The sequence below is a fragment of the Microlunatus kandeliicorticis genome (assembly GCF_014137855.1).
Taxonomy (GTDB): domain Bacteria; phylum Actinomycetota; class Actinomycetes; order Propionibacteriales; family Propionibacteriaceae; genus Microlunatus; species Microlunatus kandeliicorticis.
The window spans coordinates 890,135-915,426 of the sequence record NZ_JACGWT010000001.1; the positions used below are offsets into that span (position 1 = coordinate 890,135).

The 25,292-nt window shown below is 72.5% G+C and carries 20 protein-coding genes; 8 read left to right on the forward strand and 12 right to left on the reverse strand.

Annotation, left to right across the window (positions count from 1 at the left end; genetic code table 11):
* Positions 1–59 precede the first annotated feature (59 nt).
* The 6 genes from FHX74_RS04025 to FHX74_RS04050 form a co-directional block, all read right to left on the reverse strand.
* The gene (locus FHX74_RS04025) at positions 60–881 is read right to left on the reverse strand and encodes a carbohydrate ABC transporter permease (RefSeq protein WP_182558742.1); all 822 of its coding nucleotides are present in this window, start codon (positions 879–881) and stop codon (positions 60–62) included.
* Complete coding sequence (locus FHX74_RS04030) at positions 878–1,771, reverse strand: carbohydrate ABC transporter permease (protein WP_182558743.1); 894 nt, start codon at positions 1,769–1,771, stop codon at positions 878–880. Before FHX74_RS04030 ends, FHX74_RS04025 begins: the two co-directional genes overlap by 4 nt.
* Positions 1,768–3,072 carry an ABC transporter substrate-binding protein gene (locus tag FHX74_RS04035; RefSeq protein WP_182558744.1) on the reverse strand — a complete coding sequence of 435 codons (1,305 nt, stop codon included), beginning with the start codon at positions 3,070–3,072 and terminating at the stop codon, positions 1,768–1,770. Before FHX74_RS04035 ends, FHX74_RS04030 begins: the two co-directional genes overlap by 4 nt.
* Before the next feature lie 490 nt (positions 3,073–3,562).
* The gene (locus FHX74_RS20955; protein WP_182558745.1) at positions 3,563–5,656 is read right to left on the reverse strand and encodes a glycosyl hydrolase; all 2,094 of its coding nucleotides are present in this window, start codon (positions 5,654–5,656) and stop codon (positions 3,563–3,565) included.
* Positions 5,653–6,390 (reverse strand): HlyD family efflux transporter periplasmic adaptor subunit, encoded by a 738-nt coding sequence (locus tag FHX74_RS04045; protein WP_182558746.1) that lies wholly within the window; start codon positions 6,388–6,390, stop codon positions 5,653–5,655. Before FHX74_RS04045 ends, FHX74_RS20955 begins: the two co-directional genes overlap by 4 nt.
* Positions 6,387–8,357 (reverse strand): glycosyltransferase family 2 protein, encoded by a 1,971-nt coding sequence (locus FHX74_RS04050; RefSeq protein ID WP_220483410.1) that lies wholly within the window; start codon positions 8,355–8,357, stop codon positions 6,387–6,389. Before FHX74_RS04050 ends, FHX74_RS04045 begins: the two co-directional genes overlap by 4 nt.
* A gap of 616 nt (positions 8,358–8,973) precedes the next feature.
* On the opposite strand from FHX74_RS04050, the gene FHX74_RS04055 reads away from it, so the two are divergent.
* The gene (locus FHX74_RS04055; protein WP_182558747.1) at positions 8,974–9,939 is read left to right on the forward strand and encodes a phosphotransferase family protein; all 966 of its coding nucleotides are present in this window, start codon (positions 8,974–8,976) and stop codon (positions 9,937–9,939) included.
* A gap of 21 nt (positions 9,940–9,960) precedes the next feature.
* Entirely contained in the window at positions 9,961–10,263 is a 303-nt protein-coding gene (locus FHX74_RS04060) for a chorismate mutase (protein ID WP_407941462.1), read from the forward strand.
* Positions 10,264–10,613: 350 nt separating this feature from the next.
* Here FHX74_RS04060 and FHX74_RS04065 read toward each other — a convergent pair whose 3' ends face one another.
* Positions 10,614–12,278 carry an FAD-binding dehydrogenase gene (locus FHX74_RS04065; RefSeq protein WP_182558749.1) on the reverse strand — a complete coding sequence of 555 codons (1,665 nt, stop codon included), beginning with the start codon at positions 12,276–12,278 and terminating at the stop codon, positions 10,614–10,616.
* 145 nt (positions 12,279–12,423) lie between these two features.
* Here FHX74_RS04065 and guaA point away from each other — a divergent pair, with 145 nt between their 5' ends.
* The gene (gene guaA / locus FHX74_RS04070; RefSeq protein ID WP_182558750.1) at positions 12,424–13,998 is read left to right on the forward strand and encodes a glutamine-hydrolyzing GMP synthase; all 1,575 of its coding nucleotides are present in this window, start codon (positions 12,424–12,426) and stop codon (positions 13,996–13,998) included.
* Between the two features lie 24 nt (positions 13,999–14,022).
* Here guaA and FHX74_RS04075 read toward each other — a convergent pair whose 3' ends face one another.
* The 3 genes from FHX74_RS04075 to FHX74_RS04085 form a co-directional block, all read right to left on the reverse strand.
* Positions 14,023–14,481, reverse strand: coding sequence for a PspC domain-containing protein (locus FHX74_RS04075; RefSeq protein WP_182558751.1), 459 nt, complete (start codon positions 14,479–14,481; stop codon positions 14,023–14,025).
* A gap of 73 nt (positions 14,482–14,554) precedes the next feature.
* Positions 14,555–14,734, reverse strand: a complete 180-nt coding sequence (locus FHX74_RS04080; protein WP_182558752.1) for a hypothetical protein — start codon at positions 14,732–14,734, stop codon at positions 14,555–14,557.
* Positions 14,731–16,098 (reverse strand): PspC domain-containing protein, encoded by a 1,368-nt coding sequence (locus FHX74_RS04085; protein ID WP_182558753.1) that lies wholly within the window; start codon positions 16,096–16,098, stop codon positions 14,731–14,733. Before FHX74_RS04085 ends, FHX74_RS04080 begins: the two co-directional genes overlap by 4 nt.
* A gap of 253 nt (positions 16,099–16,351) precedes the next feature.
* Here FHX74_RS04085 and FHX74_RS04090 point away from each other — a divergent pair, with 253 nt between their 5' ends.
* The 4 genes from FHX74_RS04090 (at position 16,352) to FHX74_RS04105 (ending at position 19,991) form a co-directional block, all read left to right on the forward strand.
* Complete coding sequence (locus FHX74_RS04090; protein WP_182558754.1) at positions 16,352–17,782, forward strand: ATP-binding protein; 1,431 nt, start codon at positions 16,352–16,354, stop codon at positions 17,780–17,782.
* Entirely contained in the window at positions 17,779–18,492 is a 714-nt protein-coding gene (locus FHX74_RS04095) for a response regulator (RefSeq protein ID WP_182558755.1), read from the forward strand. Before FHX74_RS04090 ends, FHX74_RS04095 begins: the two co-directional genes overlap by 4 nt.
* A 97-nt stretch (positions 18,493–18,589) precedes the next feature.
* Positions 18,590–19,036 (forward strand): RrF2 family transcriptional regulator, encoded by a 447-nt coding sequence (locus FHX74_RS04100; protein WP_182558756.1) that lies wholly within the window; start codon positions 18,590–18,592, stop codon positions 19,034–19,036.
* Between the two features lie 67 nt (positions 19,037–19,103).
* Positions 19,104–19,991, forward strand: a complete 888-nt coding sequence (locus FHX74_RS04105) for a sulfite exporter TauE/SafE family protein (RefSeq protein ID WP_182558757.1) — start codon at positions 19,104–19,106, stop codon at positions 19,989–19,991.
* Positions 19,992–20,043: 52 nt separating this feature from the next.
* Here the strand turns inward: FHX74_RS04105 and FHX74_RS04110 are convergent, their stop codons facing one another.
* Positions 20,044–21,237, reverse strand: coding sequence for an alpha-L-fucosidase (locus FHX74_RS04110; protein WP_182558758.1), 1,194 nt, complete (start codon positions 21,235–21,237; stop codon positions 20,044–20,046).
* A 19-nt stretch (positions 21,238–21,256) separates the two neighbouring features.
* Positions 21,257–22,489, reverse strand: a complete 1,233-nt coding sequence (locus tag FHX74_RS04115) for a phospholipase D-like domain-containing protein (protein ID WP_182558759.1) — start codon at positions 22,487–22,489, stop codon at positions 21,257–21,259.
* A gap of 114 nt (positions 22,490–22,603) precedes the next feature.
* Here FHX74_RS04115 and FHX74_RS04120 point away from each other — a divergent pair, with 114 nt between their 5' ends.
* Positions 22,604–25,186 carry a UvrD-helicase domain-containing protein gene (locus tag FHX74_RS04120; protein ID WP_182558760.1) on the forward strand — a complete coding sequence of 861 codons (2,583 nt, stop codon included), beginning with the start codon at positions 22,604–22,606 and terminating at the stop codon, positions 25,184–25,186.
* Positions 25,187–25,292: the final 106 nt, after the last annotated feature.

The following is a 25,292-nucleotide window of genomic DNA, read 5'->3' on the forward strand; positions in this document are numbered from 1 at the left end:
GGGCGCAGGCGGTGCGGGGTGGGCGCAGGCGGTGCGGGGTGCGCCGAGCCGGGTAGGAGTCAGCGGAGCCCGGAGCGGGCGAAGCCCTGGACGAAGAAGCGCTGGAAGACCAGGAAGACGATCACCATCGGGGCGACGTTGATCAGCGCGAAGGCCATCGTGCCGCCGTAGTCCGGGCCGTTCTGGCTCTGCAGGTAGAGCAGGCCGATCGGCAGGGTGAACAGGCTGTTGTCCTTGAGCGCGATCAGCGGCCAGGCGAAGTCGTTCCAGGAGGCCAGCAGCGACATGAAGAACAGCACCGCGATCAGCGGCTTGGACATCGGCAGCACGATCCGGGTGAAGACCTGGCGGTGGCCGGCGCCGTCGATCCGGGCGGCCTCGATCAGGTCCCGCGGGATGGCCAGCAGGAACTGCCGGGACAGGAACACCCCGAACGCCGACGCGGCCGTGGGCAGGATCACCGCCCAGTAGCTGCCGTAGAGCCCGAGGCTCGTGACCAGCCGGAACAGCGCCACCATGATCACCTGCAGCGGCAGGGTCAGGGTGCCGAGCATCAGCAGGAACAGCGGGGTCGAGCCACGGAACCGCAGGTGGGCGAACGCGTACCCGGCCAGCAGGTTGAACGTCACGGTGATCACCGCGGTGGTCAGCGCGATGGCCACCGAGTTCCCGAACCAGGTCAGCACCGGGAAGCTGTCGAGCACGTTGCGGACGTTGTCCAGGGTCAGTCGCTCGGGCCAGAGCCGAAGCGTCCCGCCGAGCAGGTCCGACCGGCTCGACAGCGCGACCACCACCATCCAGTAGAGCGGGAAGGCGATCACCACGGCGACCAGCAGGGCGCCGACGAAGCGGACGGCGGTCAACGCCGGTGGGGTCCTCATCCGGTCTGGTCCCGGTTCCGGCTGGTCCGCCACTGCACCGCGGTGAAGACCAGCGAGATGATCAGCAGCACCACGCCGAGTGCCGCGCCGTAGCCCTGGTCGCGACTGACGAACGCGGTGTCGTAGGCGTAGGTGACCAGCACCGAGGTGGCGTTCTGCGGTCCGCCGCCGGTGAGCACGAACACGATGTCGAAGACCGAGAAGCTGTAGATCACGTTGATGATCAGCAGGAAGAACGACGCCGGCCCGAGCAGCGGGACGGTCAGGTACCACAGCCGCTGCCACCACCCGGCCCCGTCGAGCAGGGCCGCCTCCTGCAGCCCGGGGTCGAGCCCCTGCAGCCCGGCGAGATAGATCAACATGTTGAACCCGACCCGCCACCACAGCGTGATCAGCACCACCGAGGCGAACGCCGCCGCCCCGCCGGACTGCCAGTCGATCCGCGGCAGCCCGACCGCGCCGAGCAGACCGTTGAGGATGCCGTTGTTCTGGTCGAAGACCAGCAGCCCGATCAGCGCGGTGGCCACCCCGGAGACGGCCATCGGCATGATCAACACCGAGCGGAACACCGGACGGGCCGGCAGCGCCGCGTTGAGCAGCAGTGCCGCCCCGAGCCCGAGCGCCATCGACAGCGGGGTGACGATCACCGTGAACGCCACCGTGTTGAGCGTCGAACGCCAGAACAGCGGGTCGCCGACCAGCCGCAGATAGTTGCCGAACCCGATCCAGCGCCCGGCCCCGAACCCGTCGGTGCGCTGGAAGCTCAGCCCGACGGCCCAGCCGAGCGGCAGCAGCACGAACAGGGCCAGCACCAGGACGTTCGGGGCCAGGAAGGCGTACGCCGTCGCGGCCTCGGCCCGTCGCTGCCGCGACGCGGTCGGACGACTCACTTCTGCAGGGCCTGCGCGATCCCGCTGCTCAGCCCGCTGATCGTCGCAGCGGTGCTCTGGCCGCCGACGAACGCCTTGTCGAGCTGGTCCTTGAGCACCGTGATGATGCCCGACATCGACGGCGAGGCGACCTGCGCCGAGTCGGTGGCGCGGACGACCCGCGACTGGCCGACGAACACCGGCGACAGCTCGGGCCGGATCTTGAACTCGATCCCGTCGGCCGACAGGTCGCGCCGGGTGGGCAGCAGCGACGCGCCCGCGCAGAACGTCCGCATCGGGTCGGCCTGGGTGACGAAGTCGAGGAAGGCCGTGGCCAGCTTCGGGTTCTTCGCCTTGGCGGTCACCACCAGCGCGTTCCCCCCGAAGTCGCCGCCGCCGCGGACCTTGCGCGGGGCGTAGGTGGCGCCCCACTCGAACTTGAGGTTCTCGGTCGCGTCGGGGATCGCGAAGGCCCCGGAGAACACCATCGCCGTGGTCTGGGCGTACCAGCTGTCGGCCACGTAGGTGGTGGCCTTGACCGAGCTGTTCGGCGGGACGAACTTCTGGGTGAAGAAGTCCTTGCTGAACTCGACGGCGGCCCGGCCGGCGTCGGAGTTGATCGCCGGGCCGCTGAGCTGCTCGTCGAGGAACCGGCCGTCGGCCTGGAAGAGCAGGTTGAGCCAGCGGGTGACGCCGTTGCCCTGCCAGTTGTAGCCGAACGGGAACTTGGTGGCGGGCAGCGAGGACCGCAGCTTGCGGGCCACCGCGGTGAACTCGTCCCAGGTCCAGGCGTCCTCGGCTTTGGTCGGGATGTCGGTGATCCCGGCCCCCTTCATCAGCGCGGTGTTGTAAAGGATCGCCGAGGTGTCGGTGTGGTGCGGGACGCCGTAGGGCTTGCCGCTGTTCTGCACCGCCGCCCAGGCCGCCGGGGTGAACCGGTCGCCGAAGCCGGAGGGCAGCTGCGAGCTGAGGTCGAGCAGCTGGCCGCGGCCGGCGTAGGCACCGAACGTGTAGTAGGGCACCCGGAACACGTCCGGCGGGTTGCCGGTCTGCAGCTGGGCGTCGATGTCGGTGAACATCTGCTCGTAGGGCACCGCGTTGAGGTTGACCTTGGCCCCGCTGTTGGCCTTCTCGAAGCCGGCGATCGCGGCGCGGAAGCCGGCGAGCTCGGCGTCGGTGCCCCAGGTGGTGAAAGTCAGGGTGTCCGGGTTCGCCGCGGCCTTGGAGCCGGCGGGGGCGAACCCGCAGCCGGCCGCAGCCAGCGGGAGGGCGGTGGCGGTGGCCGCCGCCCCGGTGAGGAAACGTCGTCTGGTCAGCGGCATCGCCGGGCTCCTGCCTGGTCGGGATCGAGCGGTGCTCGGTGAGCGTTGCTCCGGGCGGACGCCACGGGTGGGGCGCCGGGCGTGCCGCCGGCCGGGTGAGCCGGACACGCCAGCCGGCCGGACCGGCGGCGTCCTCGGGGGCGAGACGCCTGGTCGACCCGACCGACCGTCGTGGGTTCGCGGTCCGGCTCGATCTGGATGCACCCACAGAGAGGCGAACGGCGCTACCCCCCCTGTCGGGGTAGCGCCGTTCCTGATGCTGGTCGCGTCCACCGATGACGTCGACCAGCACGTCTGGCCGCCCCGTTCCCTGCAGGCGGGACCGTGCAGGAGAGTCGGGGGCCCGGTGTCACGGGCCGGCCGTTCCCCCCGGAACCAGCCGGCCGCAGCCATCCCCCCCGGACGGGTGTTCCCGGGTGCCCCCGACTCTCGTCTGCGTGGTGGCCGCCGCCGTGCGGGCGGCCACCGGGCTCCGACGGTCGACCGCGGGTCAGCCGTCGGCGCGGGTCATCAGCCAGGCCAACAGGTAGGCCTTGCTGTCGCCGTCGTCGATCCACTGGTCGTCGAGCGTCTTGCCGATCGCCAGCGCCTTCTGCGCCTGCTCCGGTCCGGCCAGCGCCGAGTACATCAGGATGTAGTCGCCGAACTTCTGGTCGAACTTCCCGCCGGTCGCCTCCTGGACGTTGGCCTCGATCCGCGCCGGGTCGCCGGCCAGGTAGGTGGAGGCCGGGCTCATCGGGATCAGCAGGATTCCCAGCATCGCCGCGGGCTCGGGGGAGAACCAGGTCGCGTAGTCGCGCTTGCCGCCCCAGTTGAGCGAGACGATCTTGTGGTCGAAGCCCTGGTAGACCGGGTCGCTGGTGTCGAAGTTCGTCCAGTAGTCGAGCCCGGCCTGCGCCTCGGTCGACAGCATCCACCGCGCCTCGGTGGCCAGCGGCTTGTCGTCGCTGACGTCACCCCACAGGGCGAGGCCGTTCCAGGCGTTCATCGCCTCCGCGCTCGACTCCTGGTTGTTGCCGTCGGCGAACGGCGAGGTGCCCGAGGCCCAGCTGTGGCCGGCGTAGGCGTCGAACGTCCGCCGGTCGGGGAAGGCGCCGTTGTCGCCCGAGCTGGCCAGGTCGGCGGCCAGCAGGTCCATCACCGGCTTGTACTTCGCCACCAGGTCCGGGTGGCCCTGGGCGAGGATCGCCGCGGTGGAGAGGAAGTAGCCGTAGTGGAAGTGGTGGTCGTTGAACTGGTCCGAGCCGAACGACGGCGTCATCCCCACCACGCCCTTGGCCTGGGGGTCGTAGACGAAGCAGAACGCCGGCCGGGTGTCGCAGCCCTTGGGGTCGGTCCACTGCGCCAGCTGCTGCTCGAGCTTGCTGCGCAGCCCGGCCGCTTCGGGCAGGTCGAGCTGTTCGGCCAGCTGGAGCAGCTGGGCCGAGCGGTACAGCGCCTTGCCGCCGAAGTAGGTGTCGGCCGGGTAGGGCTTGGTCGCCTTGATGTCGGCCTTCACCTGGGTGGCCAGCACCGACTTGTCGTCCGCGCTCAGTGCGCTCACGTCGAGGGTGTCGGTGGGGGTGGTCACCGGCGCGGTGTAGCTGATCGCGGTGCCCTCGCAGAGCTTGAGGGTCCCGTAGATGCTCGGGAAGGTGCCGAGGTCGCAGGTGGCCTTGCCGGTGTCCAGCGTCTTCTGCTGGTGCGGCATGACCGCGAAGGCGGTCTCGCCCCGGTCCGCGGTGGCGTAGCTCAGCGTGGTGCTGACCTCGCGCCGGCCGACGTCGTAGGAGACCCCGGTCCCGCTGACCCGGTGGGTGGCGAGCTCGGCGAGCTTCCCGGCGGCGTCGGGCTGGTCGGCGGGCAGGTCGAACCAGGTGGCCACGCCGCCCTTCTCGAGCTGGATCGCGTTGCCCTGGACGGAGCCGTCGGTGACGACCAGGCCGTACTTCGCGGTGCCGGCCTGGGCCACCCAGTAGTCGCCGCTCCTGGTGAAGGTCAGCCCGGTGCCGATCCGGCCGCCGGCGTCGGAGACGTAGCTGATGAACGGCGAGCCCTGGGCGATCGTGGTGTGCCCGATCGCCTTGCCGCTGCCGTCCAGCTGGGCCACGGTGACGCTCAGCTGGTCGTAGCCGCTGACCTGGGCGCTCTTCGCGCCGGTGGTCACGGCGACGTCGGGCTTGTAGCCGCCGGAGATGGTCTTGGCCGAGGCGGTGACCGTCGGCTGGCCGAACGAGAAGCCTCCGTCGGTCAGGCCGAACGACAACGGCATCGGGAAGACCGGCTGCGGCTGGTCGCCGAACACCAGACCGGAGAACCACTTGTTGGTCGGCGGGACCAGACCCGCGGCCAGCCGCTCGGTGCCGAGCGGCTTGACCGTCTTCTCCGGCAGGGCCGCGACCAGGGGGTCGATCTGCGAGGCCGGGAAGACGGCCTGCGCGGTGCCGGTGACCGTGTTGGTCGGTGCGGTCGCCGGGTCGGCCCCGTCCTTCGGGGCGCACCCGGCCGCGGTGACCGCCAGCACCGCCGCGGCGGCGGTGATCCTGGTGGCCAGGCCGGTGGTGATCCTGCTCGTCCGGAGTCGCTTCATGGGGGTCGGGGTCACTGCACACCGATCTTTCGGAGGAAGTCGAAGACGATCTGGTTGGCCTCGGCCAGCGGACCGACCGGACGCAGGTGCAGCGTCGCGGTGACCGGGGTGCCGGACTGCGCCAGCGCCGCCAGCTCCGACGTCCGCAGCGCGTCGCTGTCGATCCGGACCTCGGTGTCGGCCTGGCCGGACCGGGTCTGCACCTTGACCGCGGTGATGGTGCCGCGCACCGTCTGGTCGTTGGGCAGCAGGATGTCCGCGGTGGCGCCCTTCTCGACCCGGTCGTAGTCACGCGGGGTGAGCACGTAGTTGGCGATCACGAACTGCGAGCCGGTGACGTCGATCCGGGCCGCGGTCGCTCCGCTGATCACCGAGCTGCCGATCTTGGCCTGGAAGTCGGTGATCGTGCCGCCGGAGACCGCGCGGTAGGTGACGGTGCCGGCCTGCTGGTCGACCGTGTAGGCGTCCGAGCTGGTGGCCGTCAGGCCGTTCTCGACGTCCTGGCGCAGCTGGATGCTCAGCACGGTGAAGAGCTTCTGGCCCTTGGTGACCGTGTCGCCGTCCTTGACGTACTGCTGGGTCACGGTGCCGCCGTAGGCGGCGCCGACGGCGTACTGCTCGGTGCTGATGGTCGCGGTGTGGCTGGCCGCCTCGGTCTGCCGGTGGTTGAACACCAGGGTCAGCACGGAGACGAGGGCGACGACGGCGAGGATGCCGCCGAGGAGACGGAGTCGTCCGATCCAGGTCATGACAGGGTCACCTTCTCGTGGGTGCGGCCGGGTTCGGTGGTGGCCGCGTGGGTCAGGTCGGTCAGGTCGGCCGCCGCGGTGGGCGCCTCGGTCCGGGCGCGGGCCGGGCGGTGGTCGACGGTGCTCTCCGCGACGTCGGTGGCCGCGCGGGCGGCGCGGGCCGGAACCGCGGCGGGCTCGGGCTCGGGACGAGCAGGGGGACGGGGAGCGGGGGACCGGTGGGCCTCGTCGGCACCGGTCCGGAAGGCCGCGCCGGCGCCGAGCACGCTCTCGAGCTCGCTCGGGACGACGATCTTGGTCATCGGCTCGTCGTCGAGCTCCTCGACCGCGAGCGGGGTGCGGGCCGGCTTCGGGTGCCGGATGCGGTGCGCCTCACGGAAGGCGACCACCATGAACGAGCCGAGGATCAGCAGGTTGGTCACGGTCCAGGCCGTGGCCAGGCTGAAGGTGCTGTTGGAGTGGTCCCGCCAGACCGAGACGACCGCGGTCAGCAACAGGAAGACGAAGGTCATCACCTGCGGGACGATGAAGTTGAAGGGCGAGTCGGCCTTGGTCTTGCTGCCGGTGACGTGCCACTTCTGCTCCTTGCCCATGATCGCGTTCACCAGGGCCTTGGCGTAGATCGGGAACGACACCGCGGCGAGCATCAGCACCTCCCAGCGGAACGAGCCCAGCGTGTAGAACGCGAGCAGGATCTGCAGGACGTAGAAGCCGGCGTAGAACAGCAGCCAGGTCTCCCAGCCGATGTGCAGGTTCACCGGACGGAGGTCGAAGAAGATCTCCAGCGGCGGGACCAGCAGCAGCAGACCGGGGGCGATCCCGGTGAGGTAGTGGGTCGCGGTGACCAGGTACATCAGCCGCTGGTCGAGCGTCAGCCTGCGCCGCGGGCTGAGCGGGTTGTGGGTCAGCATGATCTCGAAGCCGCCGGTGGCCCAGCGCAGCTGCTGCTTGGTGTAGGCCTCGATGGTCTCCGGGGCGTCGCCGACCGCGAGGGTCTTCGCGATGTAGATCGTCTTCCAGCCCCGCTCGTGCAGCATCAGCGAGGTCCAGACGTCCTCGGACTTCGAGTCGGCGTAGATGCCTCCGATGTCGTTGATCGCGGCCCGGCGGAAGATCACGTTGGTGCCGACGCAGAAGGCCGCGTTGAAGTGGTTGCGCCCCGGCTGGACGAAGCGGTAGAAGACGGCCTGCATGTAGCCGGCGCCGCGGGCGATCATCGTGGTGAGGTTGCCGTAGGTCTGCGGGGTCTGGACGAAGGCGACGTTGGCGTTGACGAAGAACGGCACCGTCTCGAGCAGGAAGTCCTGCTTGGGCACGAAGTCGGCGTCGAAGATGCAGAAGTAGTCGCCCTTGGCCACCGACAGCGCGTAGTTGACGTTGCCGGCCTTGGCGCCGTTGCTGCTGAGTCGCCGCAGGTAGTGGCAGCCGAGCTCGGCGGCCAGCTCGCGGACCTCATCGGACCGGCCGTCGTCGAGGATCCAGGTCCGGTGCTCGCCCTTGATCTTGAGTGCGGCGGTCGCGGTGGCGCGGATCTTGGCCAGCTCCTCGCCGTAGACGGTGATGAACACGTCGACGGTGGCCCGTCGTCCCTTGAGCAGGATCGGCCACTGCTCGGGGTGGTCCTCGAGACCGCGCCGGCGGATGTCGTCGTGGTCGAACAGGGCGCTCTTCGCCTCGTGGAAGGCGAAGTCGCGCGGGCTCTTGGCGCCGGACAGGATCGTCCACATCGCCAGCAGGGCGTGCGCGACCAGGATGGTCTCGGCGGTGATCACCAGCGCGTAGGGCAGCCAGTCACCCCGGTTGCGCGGGTTGAGCAGGAACTGCCCGTAGAGCAGGATGCCGAGGGTCGCGATCAGCGACAGCAAGATCATCACCGGCGAGTACGGGTTGGCCGTGGCCACCCGTCGCGTCACCGGGACGTGCTTGTCGACTTGCGCGAAGTCGTTGGTTTCGGCCCGTGTGGGCATGGTCGGTCCTCCACAGAATCGGTGTCTGCGTGGTCGGCACGGTTCAGGGCGTGCCGCTGCGGCGTCGTCGGCGCTCGACGTGGTCCGGACGTGGCGTCCGGTCGCACGTGGTGCCTGGTCTGGTGTCGCCAGGGGGACTGCGTGCTGCGGTCAGGTGGCGCAGCGGGTCCCGTGGTGGTGGAGCTCCGGGCTCGCCGTCAGTGGCGGCCGATCGGCGAGTCAACCCCGAGTCGCCGACCGCTCCTCGTCCGCGATCATGATCGACATCTCATCCCCGAGTCGTGCCGTCGATCGTGCGGACGTGGACAACGATAGGGGCTCGCGAGCGCACTGCGCCGGTTACCGACGGATACCGTCCGGCACCGCTCGCAGCCGCGGTCGACCGGCTCGCGACCGGCACCGGGGTGGCATCTCATCTGGTCTGGAACTGGTATCACCGAGCGGTCCGCCGGGTCCCCGGCGCGGCCGCGGGGCACGGAGCCGCCGGACGCGGTGCACTAGCGTGACCGGACCGGGCGCGGACCGGTCACTGGTCCGCCGAACTGGTATCACACCAGTAGGGGAGGTGGTCGCGACGGACGCGGAGCTGAGAGCCTGGGCGGAGACGACGCTCGACGTGAGCGAGATCACGCCGGTACGTCGTCGTCCGTGGGCCGATCTGTGGCGGATCGAGGCCGCCGACGGGCGCTGGTGGCTCAAGGTCAACAAGGCCGGCACGGTGCACGAGCCGGCCCTGCTGCGGCTGCTGGGCGACCGACCGCACCCGCTGGTGCCGCGCTCGCACGTCCATCCCAGCCGGCCGTGGAGCCTGATCGCGGACGCCGGGGTCCCCGTCCGCGAGCGGGCCTCCGGCGTCGACCGGGCGGCGCTCGTGGCGTTCTGGTGCGACCTGATGGCCGACTACGCCGACCTGCAGCGCTCGCTGCCCGCCGCGGACCTGCTGGCCGTCGGGGTGCCCGACTTCAGTACCGCGACGCTCCCGGACCGGCTGCACGAGGTGCTGGCCCGCACCGAGTGGTTCGAACCCCCGGCGGCCGAGCTGGACGCGGCGCAGCGGGCGGCGCTGGAGACGCTCGGGCCCGCTCTCGCGGTGGCTGCCGACGCCCTCGCCCACAGCGGCACCGGGGTGCGCGACGGCCTGCAGCACGACGACCTGCACGACGCCAACGTGCTGGTCAGCCCGGCGGGCGGGTCGGCTGACCTGTCCGGGCGCCGGGTGATCGACTGGGGGGACGCGGTGGTGGCGCATCCCTTCGCCACCCTCCGGCTCACCCTGGACAGCCTCGCCGAGGACCTGGCCGCGCTGCCGGGCGACCTCGACCCGGAAGCCGGCGTCGCCCGGGTCCGGTCGGCCTACCTGGAGGGCTGGCGCACCGGCGGGACCAGCGAGGCCGACCTGCTGGCCGAGGCGTCGCTGGTCCGCTGGACGGCGTGCCTGCTCCGCGCGTCGTGCTGGATCCGGGCGCTCGGCGACGTCGACACCGGGCTGGCGGCCGGGTCCGCCGGCTCAGCCGCCGGATGGCTCGGCCGGATGCTCGAGGAGCGGCCGGACGGGCTGACCGCGGCCGCCTGGACGCCGTAACCTGACGCCGTGGAGGCCGGGGTGGAGGACCAGCAGGAAGCGCGCCGGGAGCTGCTCCGGTTGCGGGACAGCATCGACAACATGGACGCGGCGCTGGTGCACCTGCTGGCCGAACGCTTCAAGATCACCCAGCGGGTCGGCGAGCTCAAGGCCGCGCACGGGATGCCGCCGGCCGACCCCGAGCGCGAGCGGGCCCAGATCGCCCGGCTGCGCGCCCTGGCCGTCGAGGCGAAGCTGGACCCCGAGTTCGCCGAGAAGTTCCTCGGCTTCGTGGTCGCCGAGGTGGTCCGTCACCACGAGGCGATCGCGGCCGACGCGCGCTGAGCCTGTCGAAGCGGAGATCCGTACCCTGAGCTTGTCGACGCGCGGAGGAACGTGCGCTGAGCCTGTCGAAGCGCGTGGACCCGTGCGCTGAGCTCGTCGAAGCGCGCTGCCGCTGTGGTCGCGCCCGGCGGCCGGAGGCCGGGTGGTCGACTCGTTCGCAACCAGTCTCCCTCGCAGGCTCGGTCGACGGCCAGGCCCGTCCACGCTCTCTCCTCGACCACCCGGCCCCCGACCGCCTCAGCGCCGCGGTGCGCTCGTGGTCGTGTCGCCGCGGTCGGCCGGGAGGAGGGCCGGGCACCGCACTCCGTGCGGGCTGCCGCTCCGGGTGGCGGGCGACTGCGGCTCTCGGGTCAGAGCGCGGCGGCCGCCCGGCGTCCGGTGAACAGGCAGCCGCCGAGGAAGGTGCCCTCGAGCGAGCGGTAGCCGTGCACACCGCCGCCGCCGAAGCCGGCGGCCTCGCCGACCGCGTACACGCCGGGCAGCGGCGTGCCGTCGGGCTGCAGGACACGGCTGTCGAGGTCGGTCTCCAGACCGCCGAGGGTCTTGCGGGTCAGCAGGTGCAGCCGGACGGCGATCAGCGGGCCGTGGTCACCGACCCGCCCGTCGGGGTCGGCGCCCGGGACGCCGGTGGCCAGCAGCGGGTGCGGCGGGCTGACGCGCATCAGCCGGTCGACCACGTAGCGGCGGGCGGCCGAGGTCGCCACCACCTGCGGGTCCTTGCCGAGCCCGGAGCGGACCTGCGCGTCGCGGGCCCGCACCAGGTCGAGCACCTGGTCGGCGTCGACGAGGTCCTCCCCGCCGGTCAGCGCGTTCATCCGGGCCACCAGCTCGCGCACCGTGCCCGCGGTGACGAAATCGACCCCGCGTTCGAGGAATGCCTGCACCTCCGGGGTCGGACCGGGGCCGAGCCGGTCCCGGACCAGCCGCCGGACGTCCCTGCCGGTCAGGTCGGCGTTCTGCTCGGAGCCGGACAGCGCGAACTCGGCGCCGAGGATCGCCCGGTCGAGCACGAACCACGACCACGGACGTCCGGTCCGGGCGATGTGCCGGGTGGCGCCGAGGGCGTCGAAGCCGGGATAGAGCGGGGCGGGCAGCCGGTGGCCGGAAGCGTCGAGCCAGAGCGACGACGGGCCGGGCAGGATCCGGATGCCGTGCCGGGTCCACAAAGGGCTGTGGTTGATCAGCCCCTCGGGGTAGTGCCACATCCGGTCCGGGTTGATCACCCGGCCACCGGCTGCGGTGGTCACCCGCAGCATCGAGCCGTCGACGTGGTCGGGCACGCCGCAGATCAGGTCGTCGGGCGGCACGCCCCAGTCGGTCGGCCAGTTGCGCCGGACCTGGTCGAGGTCGCCGCCGATCCCGCCGCCGGCCACCACCACCGCGCCGGCCTGGTACACGAACCCGCCGACCACCGTCCGCGGGCTCGGACGTCCCCGCTCGACGCTGCTCGGTGCGAGCACCTCACCGGTCACCTCGACGCCGTCGGCACCGGCGGTCAGCCCGGTGACCCGGTGCCGGGCCCGGACGGTGACGTGGTCGGAGCCGAGCACCGCGTCCGCGAACGGCGCCACCAGCCCCGGGCCGGTGCCCCAGGTGACGTGGAACCGCGGCACGGTGTTGCCGTGGCCGGGCACCGCGTACCCGCCGCGCTCGGCCCACTGGACCACCGGGAAGAACCGCACCCCGAGCCCGTGCAGCCAGGACCGCTTCTCGCCGGCCGCGAAGTCGACGTAGGCCTCGGCCCACCGGCGCGGCCAGTAGTCGCTGTCGCGGTCGAACCCGGCCGAGCCCAGCCAGTCGGCCAGGGCCAGCCCGGCGCTGTCGCGGACCCCGAGCCGGCGCTGCTCCGGGCTGCCGACCAGGAAGAGCCCGCCGAACGACCAATGCGCCTGCCCGCCGAGCGAGGTCAGCGGCTCGGCGTCGAGCAGCAGCACCCGGCGGCGCCGGGCGGCCAGCCCGGCCGCGGTGACCAGCCCGGCCAGGCCGGCCCCCACCACGATGACGTCGGCGTCCACGACCCCATCCTGCCCGGTTCCCGCCGCCGGACGCAGCGCGTCGCCGAGCCGGGTTCCGCCCTAGAGTGAAGCCCCGGCCGGCCTGCGGTCCGCGCCGGTCCCCGCGTCACTCCCGCGTCACCCGTACCCCGAGAGGCCCGCACGCATGACCTCCGAGCACGACCTCGTCCTCGTCGTCGACTACGGCGCGCAGTACGCCCAGCTGATCGCCCGCCGGGTGCGCGAGGCCAAGGTCTACTCCGAGATCGTCCCGCACACCGCCGCCACCGAGACGATCCTGGCCCGGCAGCCCAAGGCGGTGATCCTGTCCGGCGGCCCGTCCTCGGTCTACGAGCCGGGCGCCCCGCAGCTCGACCCGGCGCTGCTCACCGCCGGCACCCCGGTCTTCGGGATCTGCTACGGCTTCATGGCGATGGCCCAGGCGCTCGGCGGCACGGTGGCCCGGACCGGGATGCGCGAGTACGGCCGGACCGCGGTCGAGGTGCTCGAGCCGGGCACGCTGCTGGCCGGGCTGCCCCCGACGCTGAGCTCGTGGATGTCGCACGGCGACGAGGTCACCGGCGCCCCCGACGGCTTCACCGTGGCCGCCACCTCGCCGCGGGCGGCGGTGGCGGCCTTCGAGAACACCGCGGCCGGGCTGGCCGGCGTCCAGTGGCACCCCGAGGTGCTGCACAGCGAGCACGGCCAGCAGGTGCTCGAGCACTTCCTGTTCGACATCGCCGGCTGCCGACCGACCTGGACCATGGTCAACATCGTCGAGGAGCAGGTCGAGGCGATCCGGGCCCGGGTCGGGGACGCCCAGGTGCTCTGCGCGCTGTCCGGCGGGGTCGACTCCTCGGTCGCCGCCGCGCTCGTCCAGCGTGCGGTCGGTGACCAGCTGACCTGCGTCTTCGTCGACCACGGGCTGCTCCGGGCGGGCGAGGCCGAACAGGTCGAGCGCGACTACGTCGAGGCCACCGACGTCAAGCTCAAGGTGGTCGACGCCTCCGCGCAGTTCCTCCGCGCCCTGGAGGGGGTTTCCGACCCGGAGACCAAGCGCAAGATCATCGGCCGCGAGTTCATCCGCACCTTCGAGGCCGCCGCCCGCGAGGTGGTGGCCGAGGCGGCCCACGACGACCAGCCGGGCGAGATCGAGTGGCTGGTGCAGGGCACCCTCTATCCGGACGTGGTCGAGTCAGGTGGTGGCGAGGGCGCGGCCAACATCAAGAGCCACCACAACGTCGGAGGCCTCCCCGACGACCTGGAGTTCGGGCTGATCGAACCGCTGCGCACGCTGTTCAAGGACGAGGTCCGCGCCGTCGGCGAGCAGCTCGGACTGCCGCCGGCGATGGTCTGGCGGCACCCGTTCCCCGGTCCCGGGCTGGCCATCCGGATCGTCGGCGCGGTCGACGGCGAACGGTTGGAGATCCTCCGCCGGGCCGACGCGATCGCTCGTGAGGAGGTGACCGCAGCCGGCCTGGACCGCGACATCTGGCAGTTCCCGGTGGTGCTGCTCGCCGACGTCCGCTCGGTCGGCGTCCAGGGTGACGGCCGCACCTACGGCCACCCGGTGGTGCTCCGGCCGGTGACCAGCGAGGACGCGATGACCGCCGACTGGGGCCGGCTGCCCTATGACCTGCTCGAGCGGATCAGCACCCGGATCACGAACGAGGTCGACGAGGTCAACCGGGTCGTGCTCGACATCACCAGCAAGCCGCCGGGGACCATCGAGTGGGAGTGAGCCGGGCGGGCCGGCGCGACCCGGTCAGCTGACCGGGTCGTCGCCCTTGCGCGGGGTCTCCTCGGGCCGCGGCGCCGGCTGGCTGCTCGGCTGCGGCTGCTCCCACGGAGCCCCGGCCGCACCCCAGACCCCGTCGCCCTGCGCGGGCGCACCGGGCTGCCAGCCCGGAGCGCCGGGTCCGTGCACCTGGGGCGGCACCTGGTCCTCCTCGGGCACCACGAACAGCATCACCAGGTAGACGAGCAGACCGGCACCGCTGGTGACCAGGCTGAGCACCACCCACAGCACCCGGACCAGCGTCGGGTCCATGTTGAGGTAGCGCGCCACGCCGCCGCAGACGCCGCCGAGGAACTTGTCGCCGCGGCTGCGGGTGAGCTTCCGAGGGGGCGGCGGGTAGCCGCCTGGCTGGAACGGGCCGGCGCCGGGCTGCTGCGAGGGGCCGGGCTGATCGCGGTACGGGCCGGGGCCGTAGGGACCGGACATGGACGAGATCCTTCCGTGCGGACGAGCGGAGCGAAAGAGGTGGAGCGCCGGTCCGCCGGGTGGCGGGCCGGGTTCAGCTGCGGTTGCGCGACAGAGCCAGGCCGACCACCCCGACCACGACGAGCGACAGCGGGGCGGCGATCTTGAGCGCCGCCCAGTCGACGCGGCCGACCACCGACTGCCAGAGCGCCACCAGCGCGACGGCGCTGAGCAGCAGCCCGAAGACGAGCGCGGTGACGTCCAGCCTCCTCATCGCCGCACCTCCAGCAGGCCCTGGTCGACGCTCGCCTCGACGGTGAGCACCGGACCGGTCGGGTCGGTCCCGGCGTAGTCGGACGTCGCGGTGAGGTCGGAGCCCCAGCGGGCCCGGCCCGGTCCGACCTTGAGCAGGCCGTCGTCGATCTTCCCGACCACCCGCACCCGGACGGCCGCGGGAGCGACCACGGTCAGGGTGCCGCTGTCGACGTGCAGCGAGACCGTCCGGTCGTCGCTGACCCGCAGCCGGCTGAGGTCGACGGTGAGGCTGCCGGACGTCCACTGCTGGGCGGCCGGGATGGTGGCGCTGTCGGTGTAGACGACGTTCTCGATGCCGACGCCGTCGCGGGCCGAGTTGGTGCCGCCGACCGCGCTGATCGTGGTGGCCACCGCGAGCAGCAGCGCGACCGGCAGGATGCCACGGGCCCGGCCGACCCAGGCCGCGGCGACGAGAGTCAGCCCGCAGACCAGCAGGGCGGCGGCCAGATAGGTGGTGGGACCGACCGGCACCCCGAGCCGCGAGGCGACCGCGAGGGCGGACATGGTCAGCCCGAGCACGATCAGCCCGACCAGGCGGAGCCGACGCGCGGGCTGGGTGGCGCCGCGGCGACCCCGCCGGGTGGACACCGCGGTGCCGACGCCGGCCCCGGCCACCTCGGCACCCGACGTCGCAGGGGTCGGGCTGTAGAGGCCGACCGGGTCCGGGCTGGCGAAGTAGGCCGCCCGGTCCGCCTCGCGGACCCGGGTCTGCTCGGCCGTCATCGGTCCCCACCCGGGTGCGCGCGGGGCGGCGAAGCCCTGCTCGTACTCGCGCATCCGTTCCTGCCAGGCCTGCGCGGCCTGGGTGAAGGCGGTCCGCTCGCCGGTGAAGGTGAAGTAGTCGTAGCGCGGGCGGGCGTCCTCGGGCTGCGCCGCACCGACCGCGCCGGTCGGGCCGCCGGCGTCCCGGCCGGAGTCGCCGGCGCCCGGAGTCGCGTCGCGCGGGGACCGGTGCTTGTAGTAGCCGAAGTACCAGATCGCGGCCAGCACCAGCGCCGAGCCGAACCCGAACGGGAGCACCGGGGCGAGCAGGCTGGCGCCGATCACGCAGGCGGCGGCGACGATCACGATCTTGACCCCGCGCGGCCAGCGACGGGCCTGCGGTAGGAAGTCGTCGAGGTGGGTCCGGGTCTCGCCGGCCACCGGGATCATCAGCCAGGCGGCCGCGTAGAGCACGACGCCGATGCCGCCGCTGAGGCCGAGCAGCACCGCGCCCACCCGGACCAGGACCGGGTCGACCGCCCACTGTTCGGCGACCCCACCGCACACGCCGCCGATCTTGGCGTCGGTGGCGCTGCGGCGCACGGTCCAGACGGAGCTCATGGACCTATCCTGGCTGCGGGGTCGGGCCCCGACCATCGGGGACGACCCCGAACCGCACCGGTTCGTCGTCCGTCCCGACCGGGTCGACCTCGGTGCCCCCGCTCGGGGGCGGCTCGGGGTGCACCCTGCTGCCTGGCGCCGGAGCTCGTGTGAGGCTGGGGCCCGCGGAGCAAGGCCCCGGACAGCCCGCCGGACGCCGGGCGCGACCGCGACGACCAGCGAGAACCAAGCAGCGCACGACCGGACAGGACGGATGGCCACAACCGACCCGGTGACCCGACCGGGAAGCACCGCGGACGCCGACGGCGACCGCGGTCCCGGCGCGCCCGGAGTCGGTCCGATCCCCGCGCCGGGCCCGGTGGCCGGAGCGACGCCGGGGGAGAGCGTCAAGGAGCGGGCCCTCGCGGCCGCCGACGCGCAGGCCGCCGACGAGATCGGCGAGAGCCGTCCGCGCGCCCACCGGGTCGCCGAGGGCGCGATGCTCGGTGGCGTCTGCACCGGGCTGGCCAAGCACCTCGGCTGGCCGGTGATGGTGTTCCGGGTCGGCTTCGTCGCCCTGCTGATCACCCAGTTCATCGGCGTCATCGCCTACGGCGCGCTCTGGTTGCTGATGCCGCCCGAGCCGGCGCGCACCACGCCGGGTCTGTCCGCGGCTGACCGGCAGGGTCTGCGGACCGGGACGGCGGCGCCCCGGCGCGGCCACCGCGGCTTCGACGTCGGTGCCCTGGTCGCGCTGGTGGCGCTCGGGGCCGGCCTGCTGTGGATCGTCCAGATCAGCGGGCTGGGGATCAGCCAGCGGCTGTTCTGGCCGGTCGCGTTCGCCTGCGCCGGGGCCGCGCTGGTCTGGCGGCAGGCCGACACCGCGCGGCAGCGGCAGTGGAAGGCCGAGGCCGGCGGCCGGGTCTGGCTGGCCCCGCTGATCGCCCGCGGCGGCTGGCCCGCCGTGGTCCGCACGGTGGTCGGGCTGGGCCTCGTCGGTGCTGCCTTCGGCATCGTCATCGCCCAGCAGAACGACCTCCAGCTGCTGCCCGAGGTGCTGGCCATGACCGTGCTGGCCCTGGCCGGGCTGGCCATCGTGCTGGCGCCTTGGCTGCACCGGTCGCGTTCGGCGCTCAACGAGGCCCGGGCCGAGAAGGTCCGGGCCGACGCCCGCGCCGACATGGCCGCGCACCTGCACGACTCGGTGCTGCAGACGCTGGCGCTGATCCAGCGGCAGGCTGACGACCCCAAGGCGGTCCAGCAGATCGCCCGCCGGCAGGAGCGCGAGCTGCGCACCTGGCTCTACGGCGACACGCTCGCCGAGACCACGCTCAAGGCCGGGCTGACCACGGCGGCCGCCGAGGTCGAGGACGAGCGCGGGGTGCCGGTGGAGTTGGTGATGGTCGGCGACGCGGAGGTGACCGACGGGCTGAGCGCGATGATCCGCGCCGCCCGCGAGGCGATGGTCAACGCCGCGAAGCACTCCGGGGCGGCCAAGATCGACGTCTACGCCGAGGTCGACGAGGACCTGGTGGAGATCTTCGTCCGCGACCGCGGCCAGGGCTTCGTGCTCGACGCGATCGACGACGACCGGATGGGCGTGCGCGGCAGCATCGTCGACCGGATGGAACGCCACGGCGGCCGGGCCCGGATCCGGTCCGCCCCGGGCGAGGGGACCGAAGTGAGACTGGAGATGGAGCGATGACCGACAGCGAGACCGGACCGCAGACGAACGCGCCGCAGGCCCCGGCGACCCCGGACCCACGGACGCAGAACAGCTACCACTCGGTGGTGGTGGTCGACGACCACGCGATGTTCCGCAGCGGCGTCCGGGCCGAGATCGGGGCCAAGACCCGGTTGCTCGGCGAGGCCGACGACGTCGACTCGGCCGTCCGGGTGGTGCTCGAGACCCGGCCCGACGTGGTGCTCCTCGACGTCCACCTGCCCGGTGGCGGGGGCGTCGAGGTGATCCGCCGGGTGCACGAGAAGAACGCCGACCAGAAGTTCCTGGCGCTGTCCGTCTCGGACGCCGCCGAGGACGTCATCGGCGTGATCCGCGCCGGCGCCCGCGGCTACGTCACCAAGTCGATCAGCGGTGACGAGCTGATCGACGCGATCCGCCGGGTCGCCGAGGGGGACGCGGTGTTCTCGCCGCGGCTGGCTGGCTTCGTCCTGGACGCGTTCTCCGGCGCGATCGACATCGCCAGCGTCGACGAGGACCTCGACCGGCTGTCCCAGCGCGAGCGCGAGGTGCTGCGGCTGATCGCCCGCGGGTACGCCTACAAGGAGGTGGCCCGCGAGCTGTTCATCTCGATCAAGACCGTCGAGACCCACGTCAGCAGCGTGCTCCGCAAGCTCCAGCTCTCCAACCGGCACCAGCTGACCCGCTGGGCCACCGACCGGCGCCTGGTCTGAGGCCGGGCGCCGGTCCGCCGCCGGGGACTGAGACGACCACCCCGGCCGGGGCCGGTCGGACCGGCGACCCGAGCGGCTTCGGGATACCCTCGCCGCGATGAGACTCTCCGCCCGGGTGGACTACGCGCTCCGGGCGGCGGCCGAGCTGGCCGCCGCCGGGGCGCCGCGCACCGTCGATCAGCTCGCGGGCGCGCAGACCATCCCGGCCAAGTACCTCGAGAGCATCCTCGGCGAGCTCCGCCGCGGCGGGATCCTGCGCAGCCAGCGCGGTCCCGAGGGCGGCTACCGGCTGGCCCGGCCGGCCGCCGAGATCAGCATCGCCGACATCATCCGGGTTCTCGACGGCGAGCTGGCCAACGTCCGCGGCAGCCGGCCGGAGCAGCTCGACTACGTCGGCGCGGCGGTCCCGCTGCAACAGGTCTGGATCGCCCTGCGGGCGAGCGAGCGGGCGATCCTCGAGAAGGTCTCGCTCGAGCACATCGCCCGGGCGGAGATGCCGGACTCGGTGGCGGCGCTGATCGCCGAGCCCGCCGCCTGGATCTGACCGCCCACGGCGACCGGTCCGGCTCCGGGCCGGGACCGGGCGAGGCACGAGGAACCGGAGGTCGCGCGTGCGGACGCTGATCCTGATCGCGCTGCTCGGCGTCGTCACCCAGCTGATCGTCGGCAGCATGGGGATGGGCTACGGGGTCATCGCCAGCACCGCCCTGGTCTCGATCGCCGCGCTGACGCCGGCGGTGGCCTCGGCCACCGTCCACCTGGCCGAGCTCGGCACCACCAGCTCGCTCGGCATCTCGCACGCCCGGCTGCGCAACGTCGACTGGGGCGTGGTGGCGCGGATCGCGGTCCCGGGCGCGGTCGGCGCGTTCGCCGGTGCCCAGACGCTGTCCCGGCTCTCGGTCAAGGCGGCCGCCCCGGTGATGTCGAGCCTGCTCGCGGTGCTGGGCGCCTACATCCTGGTCCGGTTCACCCTCGGGATCACCACGGTGATCCGCGGCCGGCTGACGGCGCGGTTCCTGGTGCCGCTCGGGCTGGTCGCCGGCTTCGTCGACTCCACCGGGGGCGGGGGCTGGGGCTCGCTGACCACCACCACCCTGCTCGCCGACGGTCGGCTCGAACCCCGGCGGATCATCGGGTCGATGGACACCGCGCGGTTCTTCGTGAGCCTGGCCGCGGTGCTCGGCTTCCTGACCGGGATGGGCGTCGGGCAGATCCAGTGGCTGGTGGTGCTCGCGCTGATGCTGGGCGGGATCGTGGCCGCGCCGGTGGCCGCCTACCTGGTCAAGCACGTCCGCGCGCAGCCGCTCGGGGTCGCGGTGGGCGGGCTGATCCTCGTCATCAACACCCGGGTGATCATGCAGGCCGCCTCCGCGCCGGCTCCGCTGCGCTGGGGGGTCTACGCCGTGATCGTGGGGCTGGTGGCGCTCGGGCTCACGGTGGTGATCCGCCGGATGCGCCGGGAGGCGCGGGCGTCGGCCGCCGAGGTCACCGTCCGCTGAGACCCCCGTCCACTAGGCCCCCGTCCACTGGGGCCCCGTCCGACGGGCACGGTCAGCCGCGCAGGCCGGTGGCCGCCGTGAGGTCGGCGTCCTCGCCCTCCCAGTCGATCCGCAGCGTCCGGACCTCGGAGGCCCCGGTCAGCGCGAGCGTCCGGCTCACCCCGACCGACCCGGCGGTGGCCAGCACCCGCTCGGGGTGCTCGGCGTCGACCACTTGGACCCCGGTGACCCGCTGGCCGGCCCCGAGCTCCTCGGCGAGCACCACCCGGTCGGCGGGCTGGTCGAGGGCCAGCTCGGCGCGGTGGTCGCCGGTCCGGGTCAGCCGGCCGTCGACCGGGCGGCGGGCGGCGAGCGCGGCCCGGTAGTCGCCGATCGCGGCGAGGTCGTTCTCGGGCACCAGCCCACGCCGGTCCGGCGGCAGGTTGAGCAGCAGGTTGGCCCCGAGCCCGACCGAGCGGTCGTGGATGTCGAGCAGGTGGTCGGTGGCCTTGGGCTCCTCCTGCGCGTGGTGGAACCAGCCGGGACGGATTGACACGTCGCACTCGGGCGGCAGGTAGAGCTCGGTGTCCGGCGGGTCGAGCCGGTGCTCGTTCTCGGTCAGCTCGTCGAGGCGGACCTGGTAGCGCATCGGGTCGGCGGCCAGTCCGTCCTCGTTGCCCACCCAGCGGATGGTCGGGCGGCCGAGGTTGAAGATCATCGCCTGCGGTTGCAGCCCCCGGGCGGTGTCCATGTAGCGGTCCCAGGCGTAGCGACGGCCTTCGGAGCCGGCACCGTCGAACCACAGCTCGAAGAGCTGCCCGTAGCGGGTGCAGAGCTCGGTCAGCTGGGCCAGGTAGAGCCGGTCGTAGGCCTCCGGGTCGGCGTAGCGCGGGTCGTGGCGGTCCCACGGCGACAGGTAGAGGCCGACCTCCAGACCGGCGGCGCGGCAGGCGGTGAGCACCTCCTCGACCACGTCGCCCCGGCCACCGCGCCACGGCGACGACGCCACGCTGTGGTCGGTGGTCGCGGTCGGCCAGAGGCAGAAGCCGTCGTGGTGCTTGGCGGTCAGCACCACGTACCGGGCGCCGACGTCGACCGCGGCCTGGGCCCACTGCGCGGCGTCGAGCTCCGCGGGGTCGAAGACCTCCGGCGACTCGCTGCCGTCCCCCCACTCGCGGTCGGTGAAGGTGTTCACGCCGAAGTGGAAGAAGACCCCCACCTGCGCGCGCTGCCAGGCGAGCTGCTCGACCGTCGGTGCGATGATCACCGGCCCATTCTCGGACGGCTCAGAGCAGCGGGCGGAACGGGGTCAGCACCGCCTCGGAGAACTTGACCATCACCGGACGGCCGTGCCACTCCTCGCTGGTCAGCTCGCGGCTGTTCGAGCTGTCGATGGCGAAGATCTCCTCCATCTGGCGGGCCACCTCGGGGGCGAACACCTCGATGTTGATCTCGTAGTTGCCGCTCAGGCTCAGGCGGTCGATGTTGGCGGTGCCGATGGTCGACCACTGGCCGTCGATGGTCGCGGTCTTCGCGTGCACCATCGCGTGCTGGTAGAGGAACAGTCGGACGCCGCCCCGGAGCAGCTGGCCGTAGAGCCCGCGGGACAGCCAGTCGGCGACGATGTGGTTGCTCTCCTCGGGCAGGATCAGCCGCACGTCGACGCCCCGCTGGGCGGCCAGCACCAGCGCCCGCAGCATGTCCTCGTCGGGGATGAAGTAGGCGTGGGTCATGTAGATGTGGTGCGCGGCCCGGTCGATCGCCTCGAGGTACATCGCCCGGATCGGGTAGATCATGTTGCGCGGCACGTTGCGGTAGAGCCGGATGTTGGGCTGCCAGACCCGGATCCCGCTGTCGGCGATGGTGGGCAGGGTCTTGCTCGGGTAGAGGTTCCAGTAGTCGATGAAGGCGTTCCGCATGTCCCAGACGATGTCGCCGGTCAGCCGGGCGTGGGTGTCGCGCCAGTCGGTGGCGTAGAGCGAGCCGACGTTGTAGCCGCCGACGAAGGCGACGTCGTCGTCGACCACCATCAACTTGCGGTGGTTGCGGCCCGAGGAGCGCGGGAACCGCAGCCAGTTGCCCACCAGCGGGTGCGGCTTGCACATCACCTTGGGTCCGAACCGGTAGAAGCTGCGGGGCACGACCAGGTTGGCGAACTCGTCCCAGCTCACGTACACCTCGACGCCGCGGTCGGCCGCCTCGATCAGCGCCTGCTTGAACGCCTGGCCGACGGCGTCGGACTTCCAGATGTAGGTCTCGAAGAAGATCTGGCGCTTGGCCTGGCGGATGGCGCCGAGCATGTCGGCGTAGACGTCCTCGCCGTAGGTGTAGAGGGTGACCTCGGAGCCGCCGGCGGTGGTCGAGCGCGGGGGCACCCGCGGGAAGACGGCGGGGGCGCGGTTCTTCTTGCGGCGGTGGTCGACGAGGTAGAGCCCGGCCAGCGTGGCGCCCTGGACGGCCCCGACCGCGAGCAGCGTCCGGCGGACGATCTTGCGGACCGGGATCCGACGGAAACGCATGACGCAAATCTAGACGCCGGGTGGGCCGGGCGGGCACCGGATGGTCCCCGACCCGACCCCGAGCGGGCGCTGCGGCGTGAGCCTGTCGGTGCTTCCGTCTAGTGTGGAACGGTCATGGCCAGCCAAACCGAGACGTCCGCCCCGGCCGCCCCCGGATCCACCCGGACGCCGCCCGCCGAGCCGCTCGACGCGCTGTTCCCGGACCCGCAGCCGCCCCGCCGCAGCCGGGCCCGACGCGACGACCCGGCCCGGCTGCTCGAGGGGCTCAACCCGCAGCAGCGCGCCGCGGTGGTGCACACCGGGGCGCCGGTGCTGGTGGTCGCCGGCGCCGGCTCGGGCAAGACCCGGGTGCTGACCCGCCGGATCGCCTACCTGGTCGCCGAGCGCAAGGTGCACCCCGGCTCGATCCTGGCCATCACCTTCACCAACAAGGCGGCCGCCGAGATGCGGCAGCGGGTCACCGATCTGGTCGGCAACCGGGCCCGGCTGATGTGGGTCTCGACCTTCCACTCGGCCTGCGTCCGGATCCTGCGGGCCGACATCCACCGCTTCGGCATCGCCCGGACCTTCTCGATCTACGACGACACCGACGCCAAGCGGCTGATGCAGCTGGTGGCCAAGGACCTCGACCTCGACCCCAAGCGCTACACCCCGCGGAGCCTGCTCACCTGGGTCTCGAACCAGAAGAACGAGCTGGTCGACCCCGAGTCGGTGGTGATCGAGAACGGCGCCGACGCGAGCTTCCAGGCCGCCTACGCCGAGTACCAGCGGCGGCTGAGCGCGGCGAACGCGCTCGACTTCGACGACCTGATCATGACCACCGTCCACCTGATGATGGCCTTCCCCGAGGTGCGCGAGGGCTACCGGCGCCGGTTCCGGCACGTGCTGGTCGACGAGTACCAGGACACCAACTACGCGCAGTACGCGCTGGTCCAGCAGCTCTGCGGGCCCGAGCCGACCGACGACGCCGGGCCCTCGGCGGCTCCGGCCGAGCTGATGGTGGTCGGCGACTCGGACCAGTCGATCTACGCCTTCCGGGGCGCGACCATCCGCAACATCAACGACTTCGAGCTCGACTTCCCCGGCGCCGAGACGATCATGCTCGAGCAGAACTACCGCTCGACGCAGACCATCCTCGACGCGGCCAACGCGGTGATCCGGCGGAACGCCGACCGGCGGGAGAAGAAGCTCTGGTCCGACCTCGGCACCGGCGACCCGCTGGTCGGCTACGTGGCCGACACCGAGCACGACGAGGCCCAGTTCGTGGCCGGCGAGATCGACGCGTTGTCCGACGCGGGGAAAGGCCGCTACGGCGACGTCGCCGTCTTCTACCGGACCAACGCGCAGTCCCGCGCGTTCGAGGAGACCTTCATCCGGGTCGGCATGCCCTACAAGGTCGTCGGTGGTGTCCGGTTCTACGAGCGCCGCGAGATCCGCGACGCGATCGCCTATCTGCGAGCGATCGCCAACCGGACCGACGACGTGTCGCTGCGCCGGATCCTCAACGTGCCCAAGCGCGGGATCGGCGAGCGGGCGGAGTCGGCGGTCGAGAACTTCGCCCGCGAGCAGCGGATCAGCTTCGCCGACGCGCTCCGGCGCACCGGTGAGATCCCCGGGCTGGCCACCCGTTCGGCCAAGCAGATCGCCGAGTTCGCCGGGTTCATGGACCGGTGCGAGCAGCTGGTCGCCGACGGCGTCCCGGCCGACGAGGTGCTGACCACGGTGCTCACCGACTCGGGCTACCTGGCCGAGCTGCAGGCCTCGACCGACCCGCAGGACGAGACCCGGCAGGAGAACCTGGTCGAGCTGGTCGCTGTGGCGCGCGAGTTCGTCGCCGCCCAGGCCGGGATCGACCAGCTGACCGGCGAGGACGAGAGCGGCGAGCCGCTCGACGACCCGGCCACGGCGCCGGCCACGGTGCCGGGCACCGAGGGCTCGTCCGACGACCCGTCGACCCCGGCCGACGGCGCCGCCCCGCCGAACCTCGCCGCCGGGCAGCCCGAACCTGACACCTCGCTCGGTGCCTTCCTCGAACGGGTGGCGCTGGTGGCCGACGCCGACTCGATCCCGCCCGAGCCGGGCACCGACGACCAGGGCGTGGTCACCCTGATGACCCTGCACACCGCCAAGGGCCTCGAGTTCGACACCGTCTTCCTGACCGGGATGGAGGACGGGATCTTCCCGCACCAGCGGGCGCTGCTCGACAAGGCCGAGCAGCAGGAGGAGCGCCGGCTCGCCTACGTCGGGCTGACCCGGGCGCGCCAGCGGCTCTACCTGTCCCGGGCGATCGTCCGGTCAGCCTGGGGCGCGCCGCAGCACAATCCGCCGAGCCGGTTCCTCGACGAGATCCCGGCCGAGCTGATCGAGTGGCGGCGGACCGAGAACGCGGTCACCAGCTGGCGGTCGACGTCGGCCACCGCGGCCTACCAGCAAGGCGGCGGCTCGGTGGCGCAGAGCCGCCGCGGCGGCGAGAACCGGCAGTGGCGCAACACCGTCGGCTACGGCTCGGCACCGCCGGTGCGCAAGGAGGTCCCGGCGCTCCAGCCGGGGGACAAGGTGCTGCACTCGACGTTCGGGATGGGCACGGTGGTGGCCACCTCCGGTGGCGGGGCCGAGCTGGCCAAGGCCGACGTCGACTTCGGCTCCGTCGGGATCAAGCGCCTCGCGCTCAAGCACGCCCCGCTCGAGAAGCTCTGACCGCAACCCGGAGCCGTCGTCGGCGCGAGCTCCAGCGCTTCGACAGGCTCAGCGCGCGTGATCTGGTGCCCTGAGCCTGTCGAAGGGCGCGCACGATGGCCCGGGA

Excerpts from the sequence above, each read along its gene's own strand:
- guaA (WP_182558750.1), top strand. The coding sequence starts at position 12,424 with ATGACCTCCGAGCACGACCTCGTCCTCGTCGTCGACTACGGCGCGCAG.
- FHX74_RS04045 (WP_182558746.1), bottom strand. The coding sequence starts at position 6,390 with ATGACCTGGATCGGACGACTCCGTCTCCTCGGCGGCATCCTCGCCGTC.
- FHX74_RS04085 (WP_182558753.1), bottom strand. The coding sequence starts at position 16,098 with ATGAGCTCCGTCTGGACCGTGCGCCGCAGCGCCACCGACGCCAAGATC.
- FHX74_RS04115 (WP_182558759.1), bottom strand. The coding sequence starts at position 22,489 with ATGCGTTTCCGTCGGATCCCGGTCCGCAAGATCGTCCGCCGGACGCTG.
- FHX74_RS04035 (WP_182558744.1), bottom strand. The coding sequence starts at position 3,072 with ATGCCGCTGACCAGACGACGTTTCCTCACCGGGGCGGCGGCCACCGCC.
- FHX74_RS04080 (WP_182558752.1), bottom strand. The coding sequence starts at position 14,734 with ATGAGGAGGCTGGACGTCACCGCGCTCGTCTTCGGGCTGCTGCTCAGC.
- FHX74_RS04100 (WP_182558756.1), top strand. The coding sequence starts at position 18,590 with ATGAGACTCTCCGCCCGGGTGGACTACGCGCTCCGGGCGGCGGCCGAG.
- FHX74_RS04050 (WP_220483410.1), bottom strand. The coding sequence starts at position 8,357 with ATGCCCACACGGGCCGAAACCAACGACTTCGCGCAAGTCGACAAGCAC.
- FHX74_RS04095 (WP_182558755.1), top strand. The coding sequence starts at position 17,779 with ATGACCGACAGCGAGACCGGACCGCAGACGAACGCGCCGCAGGCCCCG.
- FHX74_RS04075 (WP_182558751.1), bottom strand. The coding sequence starts at position 14,481 with ATGTCCGGTCCCTACGGCCCCGGCCCGTACCGCGATCAGCCCGGCCCC.
- FHX74_RS04090 (WP_182558754.1), top strand. The coding sequence starts at position 16,352 with ATGGCCACAACCGACCCGGTGACCCGACCGGGAAGCACCGCGGACGCC.
- FHX74_RS04025 (WP_182558742.1), bottom strand. The coding sequence starts at position 881 with ATGAGGACCCCACCGGCGTTGACCGCCGTCCGCTTCGTCGGCGCCCTG.
- FHX74_RS04120 (WP_182558760.1), top strand. The coding sequence starts at position 22,604 with ATGGCCAGCCAAACCGAGACGTCCGCCCCGGCCGCCCCCGGATCCACC.